Below are 6636 nucleotides of genomic sequence, written 5' to 3' on the forward strand. Positions count from 1 at the left end.
ATATTTAATTTTAAATATCTATGTGATATTATCTTATATAGAATAAATTTAATAGAAGGTGATTTAATGAATGATGGTAATTGTATAGGATTAACTGGAAAAATAATTACCAGAGAAGATAGAGATTACAATGAAAGCATTAAGGCTTGGAATAGAGCCATAAATAAGCATCCCTTTATTATAGTATATTGTTATACTGAAGAAGATGTTATAAATGCAATAAAGTGGTCTAGAGAAAACTCAAAGGAAATTAGAGTAAGATCGGGTGCACATAGCTATGAAGGATATTCTACTGGCGATGATGTAGTTGTAATAGATGTAAGTAATATTAATTATATCGATATCAATGAAGAAAAAGGATATGTAAAAATAGGTGGTGGTGTAAGAAATAGAGAAGCATATGAAGCATTAGGTAAGAAAGGATATCCTTTTCCAGGTGGAGGATGCCCAACAGTAGGTGTTCCAGGATTAATATTAGGTGGCGGATGGGGTTATTCAGCTAGATACCTAGGGTTAGCTTCTGATAGTTTACTTGAAGCAGAAATAATAAACTATAAGGGCCAAAAATTAATTGTAAATAGAAATCAAAATAAAGATTTATTTTGGGGTATTATGGGAAGTGGTGGATGTAATTTTGGAGTAATTACGTCTATGAAATTAAAATTAAGTAAAAAGGAAGGATGTGGAAGCTTAATTTATATAAATTATCCTAATGCAAGTTATAATACTATACTTAATATTATTACAGAACTTCAAAATTTATTTAAATCTTTAGATAGAAAGATAAATTTAAAAACTGCTATATATAATTCTGTAGATAAAGGTATAGGAGTTAAAATAACAGGCTTATTTTATGGCAGTTCAACAAAAGCAAAAGATATATTAAAATCATTATTAGGTATTACTAAAGAAGTTGAGATTACTATTGAAGATAAAAGCATTTTGGAATGTAATAAATGGATTCAAGATAGTCATCCAGATTATGAAAAGTATAAATCTACAGGTAGATTTTTGAATAGAGATTTATCTGATGAAGAAATTGAAGAAATTATAAAAATTATTAGCAAACCAGCAAAGGGATTTAGCTATACAGCAGTATCTTTTTATGGTGCAGGTGGTGCAATATCTGATGTAGACAAGTCAGCTACAGCTTATTATTATAGGGATGCTAAGTTTATTGTGGGAATACAATCTGTCTGGGAAGAGGATATTTATGCTGAAGATAATAAAGATTGGGTAAAAGAAAACTTTAGTATAATAAAAGATATGACTAAAGGTTCTTTTGTTAATTTTCCTTTGGATGAATTAGATAATTTTGAAAAAGAGTATTATGGTGATAATTTAGATAAATTAAGGAAGGTTAAATCTAAATATGACCCTTTAAATATTTTTGATTACCCTCAAGCTATTAGAGGAAAAAGTTAAGGGTTATACTAAAGACATATATATTAAAAGGTGATATAATTGATAAAGATTATTAAATGAGGTGATAAATTGATTAATATAGCAGGTAAAGGCTGTGAAAGACTTGTTCCTACTGAAGAAAAAAAGCCTTTAGAGGAAATAGAACGTAGCCTTGTTAAGAAATATCGAAAACATATATGGACTAAATTCGTAAGAGCTGTTAAAGATTATAAGCTTGTAGAAGAAGGAGATAAAATAGCTGTTGCTATTTCTGGAGGAAAGGATTCGCTACTTATGGCTAAGTGTTTCCAAGAATTAAAGAAACATGGTCAAATGAATTTTGAATTAGAATTTATTGCAATGGATCCAGGTTATCATCCACAGATAAAAGAATTACTTATTGAAAACTGTGAGCATCTAGGAATACCAGTACATATATATGAAGGAAAGGTATTTGAAGTTGTTGATAAGATGGCAAGAGATTATCCATGCTATCTTTGTGCAAGAATGAGAAGAGGTTCTTTATATAATAAAGCTAAGGAACTTGGATGTAACAAATTAGCATTAGGACATCATTATAATGATGTAATTGAAACAACTCTTTTAAATGTGCTTTATGCTGGAAATTTTAAAACTATGTTACCTAAATTTAAATCAGCTAACTTTACAGAAATGGAGCTTATAAGACCATTATATTATGTAGAAGAAGAGTATATTAAGAGATTTACTAATAATGCAGGAATTTGGCCTTTAAATTGTGCCTGTATGGTAGCAGCAGAAAAAATAGGTAATAAGAGATATGAAATTAAAGAACTTATTAAGGAACTTAAGAAGAACTTTGATGGTGTAGAAAAATCTATATTTAAAGCTGCAGAAAATGTTAATTTAGATTCTATTCTAGGATGGGAAAAGGATGGAGTAAAAACTAAATATTTAGAAGTTTATGATGAAGAATAAATAAAGCTATATTATTTATACTAATGGTATAGCGGAGGTGATTTTATGGCTAAAAAAGGTCAAGAAGCAACTTGGGAAAATAAGAGATACAAGTCTCCAAAAAAAAGTGAAGCTTCTAAAGTACCAGAAGTTAAATAATATTCCATAAAGGACTGCTTAAGTGGTCCTTTATTAAAAATTTATAATAAATTAGGTAATTTAAAACAAATTACTAAAAATATATTCAATTTATAAACTCCACAAGGAGTTTATTCTTTTATTCTACATTATTTCTTTTTAATTATGTTCAAGCTACATTTTAAAAGTAGCTTTTTTTATTAAATGAAATATGGTATATTTGAAATAGTATAAGTAACATTTAGGCAAAAAGGAGAAGAAGCATGGATAAACCAAATTATATAGCTATGGATCCTAATATTTTATTAAGTATTATAAATATGAAACTTAGGGATTTTTATAATAATTTAGATTCTTTATGTGAAGATATGGAAGTTAATGAAGAAGAATTAAAAGAAAAATTCAGTAAAATTGGGTATAATTACGACGAAACTATTAATCAGTTTAGATAAATATGTTAGGAGGAGTAAAAATGAAACTAAAAAAAGTGGGAAAGTTAGCAGTTGCATTAGCAGCCGGAATAGCTTTAGTAACAACATTAATTAATGACAGTAAAGAAAAAGAAAGAACGAACGAAGATATAATTAAAGAAAAACAAAATTAGATTAAAGATTAAGAGGATTTTGGTATGATTAGGGAAAATGATTATAACAAGAATTTTAAATCCCTTAAGATAGAAGATAAAAATTTTCTTGATGGAAATAAGGAGGAATTCTTATTTAAGTTTAAGAATTCCTTTATAAACTCTATAAAAGGACTTTTTATCTATGCTAATAAAGAAGAAGATTTGGTTATATTTTATGGGAACAATAAGGAGATTATTGGATATGAAGATAGGTTTATTGTATTTAATTTTAATGAAGTAAAAGAATTTATACATAATGATTATATTGATATTTTACTTTATGAATTAAACAATATTACAGAAGATATAGAAATAAAAGTTATAAACATTTTAGAAGAAGAAGTTTGGGTTAGAATTAATGGCTTTACTAAGAAAGATGATAGAGGAAAATTTTTGGAATTTGAAGGATATATACATAATATTAGTAAAGAAAAGGATTCAAAGTTAAAATTAGAATATATAAATTCATATGATGAGTTAACTGGTTTAAATAACAGAAAAAGTTTTAAAGCTATTATAGAAAATCAATTAAGAGACCATACCTTGCTTGAAAGTAGAGGTGCTTTAGTTATAATTGATATAGATAATTTTAAGTATATAAATGATTCATATGGTCATAATTGCGGAGATAAATTTCTTATGCGTTTTGCAGAAGATCTAAAGAAATCTTTGAATTTTAATGAATTATTATGTAGATTTGGTGGAGATGAATTTATAATTTTTATTCCCTATATTTATAATTTTAATGATATAAAAAAAATAGTAATTAAGATTACAGATCTATTAAAATCACCATATAATATAAATAATAATGAAATCTTTACTTCTGTAAGTATCGGGGTTGCTGTTTTCCCTGATGATGGAGAAGAGTTTGAAGTATTGCTTAAAAATGCAGATGCAGCTATGTATTTAGCAAAAACTAATGGAAAAAATAAATGGGAAATGTTTAATAGTAATATTTCAAGAGAAATAAATAGAATTTATTCAATTCAGAGAGGACTTAGAACAGCATTAGATAATGATGAAATGTTTGTGGTATTTCAACCAAAAGTTAGATTAATGGATAACGAAATTGATGGTTTTGAAGCATTGCTTAGATGGAACAGCACAGAAATAGGTTTAGTAAGTCCTTCAGAATTTATTCCCATAGCAGAAAGTACAAGATTAATAATACCAATAGGCAAATTTGTATTAAGAGAAGTATTTATAAAAATAAAATATTTATTGTTAGAAGGCTATGATAATTTTAAAATTGCAGTTAATTTATCAGAAATTCAGCTAAGAGAAGGAGATTTGTTAGAATATTTTAAATTGTTAATTGAAGAATTTAATATTTCTCCTAAATATATTGAGTTTGAAATTACAGAAAGTATGATAATGAAATCTGTGGATAGAAATATAGACTATTTAATGCAAATAAAGAATTTAGGCTCTTCTATTGCTTTAGATGATTTTGGAACTGGATATTCATCATTAAATCATTTAACAAAACTTCCTATTGATGTTTTGAAAATAGATAGAAGTTTCGTAATTGATATGACTCAAAATGAGAAAAGTAGATACATAGTAGAAAAAATAATTCAGTTATCTCATAAATTAGGAATTACTGTAGTAGCAGAAGGTGTTGAAGAAAAAGAACAAGTAGACTGCTTAAAGAAATTGGAGTGTGATACTGTTCAAGGCTATTACTATAGTAAACCTGAAAATTTTGAAAATGTGATAAATATGTTAAGTAAATAAATTAATAATTAAATAAGATAAAAATACTTCATAATTTGAAATTATAGTTTGCAGTTGCATTAAACTAAAATTTTGTAACTTAAATTTTATTTTCAATATTTATGAAGTTTTTTATATATTTTTAAGGAGGACAAATGAAGAAATCAGTGAATTTAGTATCAGGTAATATAAGTAGCACATTAATTAAACTATCCTTACCTATTCTTCGGACTTCCTTTATACAAATGGCATATAATATGATAGATATGCTTTGGGTAGGGAGAATTGGAAGTAGTGCAGTTGCAGCAGTTGGAACTGCAGGATTTTTTACTTGGTTTGGAAGTGCATTAGTTTTTATATCTAAGATAGGAGCAGAAATAGGAGTTTCACAAGCAATAGGTAAAAAAGATGTTAAGGAAAGAAATAAATTCATTTATAATAGTTTATTAATTAATATTGTAATAGCTATAATGTATACAATGTTTTTGATAGTATTTAGAAAAGAGTTAGTAGGATTTTTCAAATTAGGAGATTATGAAATTAATAATATGGCCATTAGCTTTTTAGTAGTAGTTTCTCTTGGAATGATATTTAGTTTTTTAAATCCATTATTTACTGGAATTTTTAATGCATCAGGAAGTAGTAAAATTCCTTTTATTATTAATACAATTGGATTAATTGTTAATATTGTAGCCGATCCAATACTTATCTTTGGATTATTTGGATTCCCAGCCTTAGGTGTTGTAGGGGCTGCCTTAGCTACAGTAGGTGCACAAGCCATAGTAACAGTTATTTTTATTATTTCTTTTATTAAAAATGGATATAGTTTAAAATTAAAAAATAAAAAATATATAGAGAAAAAAACTATTATTAAAATATGTAGATTAGGAATACCAACAGCATTACAAAATTGCAGTTTTGCATTTTTTGCAATGATAATAGGTAGATTAATTGCTTCTTGGGGACCAGTAGCAATAGCTGTGCAAAAAGTAGGTTCCCAAATAGAAGCAATATCATGGATGACTGCAGAAGGTTTTGGAGTAGCTTTAACTGCTTTTGTTGGACAAAATTATGGAGCAAATAGGTGGGATAGAATATTAAAAGGATATAAAGTTACTATGATACTTGCTGGTTTTATAGGTATATTTGCTACAATATTATTAATATTTGCAGGTAAGAATATATTTTCAATATTCCTTCCAGAAGCAGAAGCTATAGAAGCAGGAGGAACTTATCTTAGAATTTTAGGTTTATCACAACTTTTTATGTGCATTGAAATAACTACAGCAGGAGCATTTAATGGATTAGGTAATACAGTAACTCCTTCTTGGGTAAGTATAATATTAACTGGTTTAAGAATACCTATTGCAATTTTATTAAGTGGTATTGATACTTTAGGGTTAAATGGTGTTTGGTGGAGCATTAGTGGAACTAGTATAGCTAAGGGAATAATTTTATTAAGTTTATTTAATTTTATAATTATAAAACCTAATAGAAAAAAATCATAAAAACTATTGACAAAGATAGTTTATAGGAATATTATATAAATAAATAAAAGAAGACAAGTCCTTTGACGAGGAATAGTAACTATATTGTAAGGTTTAAGAGAGCTGAAGATGGTGTGATTTCAGTACTGTAGCAAATAGTGAATGGGCCTCTGAGGTGTGATGCGAAATTATTTTAAAGTAGTTGATCCGTAAGTCCCACGATATAGGGAATAGGGTATTTTAGTACCTGATAAGAGAGGCTTTTTTAAGCAATTTAGGTGGCAACGCGTATAATATCGTCCTATACATTTGGTATAGGGCGTTTTT

General features: G+C 27.1%; 6 protein-coding genes and 1 other annotated feature. All 6 genes read left to right on the plus strand.

Annotation, left to right across the window (positions count from 1 at the left end):
• The first annotated feature begins 66 nt into the window (after window positions 1-66).
• The 6 genes from ACQRD5_RS16460 to ACQRD5_RS16485 all read left to right on the plus strand — a co-directional run bounded on the left by ACQRD5_RS16460 (window position 67) and on the right by ACQRD5_RS16485 (window position 6330).
• Window positions 67-1425, plus strand: a complete 1359-nt coding sequence (locus tag ACQRD5_RS16460) for an FAD-dependent oxidoreductase (protein ID WP_294167044.1) — start codon at window positions 67-69, stop codon at window positions 1423-1425.
• Window positions 1426-1494: 69 nt separating this feature from the next.
• Window positions 1495-2361 carry a tRNA 2-thiocytidine biosynthesis TtcA family protein gene (locus ACQRD5_RS16465; protein WP_291627241.1) on the plus strand — a complete coding sequence of 289 codons (867 nt, stop codon included), beginning with the start codon at window positions 1495-1497 and terminating at the stop codon, window positions 2359-2361.
• Window positions 2362-2741: 380 nt separating this feature from the next.
• Window positions 2742-2930, plus strand: coding sequence for a DUF4250 domain-containing protein (locus ACQRD5_RS16470; protein ID WP_291627240.1), 189 nt, complete (start codon window positions 2742-2744; stop codon window positions 2928-2930).
• A gap of 20 nt (window positions 2931-2950) precedes the next feature.
• The gene (locus tag ACQRD5_RS16475) at window positions 2951-3082 is read left to right on the plus strand and encodes a hypothetical protein (RefSeq protein ID WP_291627239.1); all 132 of its coding nucleotides are present in this window, start codon (window positions 2951-2953) and stop codon (window positions 3080-3082) included.
• A gap of 24 nt (window positions 3083-3106) precedes the next feature.
• On the plus strand, window positions 3107-4843 hold the full coding sequence (locus ACQRD5_RS16480) for a putative bifunctional diguanylate cyclase/phosphodiesterase (protein WP_291627236.1): 1737 nt from the start codon (window positions 3107-3109) through the stop codon (window positions 4841-4843).
• A gap of 134 nt (window positions 4844-4977) precedes the next feature.
• Window positions 4978-6330 (plus strand): MATE family efflux transporter, encoded by a 1353-nt coding sequence (locus ACQRD5_RS16485; RefSeq protein ID WP_427747067.1) that lies wholly within the window; start codon window positions 4978-4980, stop codon window positions 6328-6330.
• 53 nt (window positions 6331-6383) lie between these two features.
• Window positions 6384-6616: a binding site (T-box leader), on the plus strand.
• Window positions 6617-6636: the final 20 nt, after the last annotated feature.

The sequence above is a fragment of the Clostridium sp. SGI.024 genome (genome assembly GCF_050315195.1).
Classification (GTDB): domain Bacteria; phylum Bacillota; class Clostridia; order Clostridiales; family Clostridiaceae; genus Clostridium.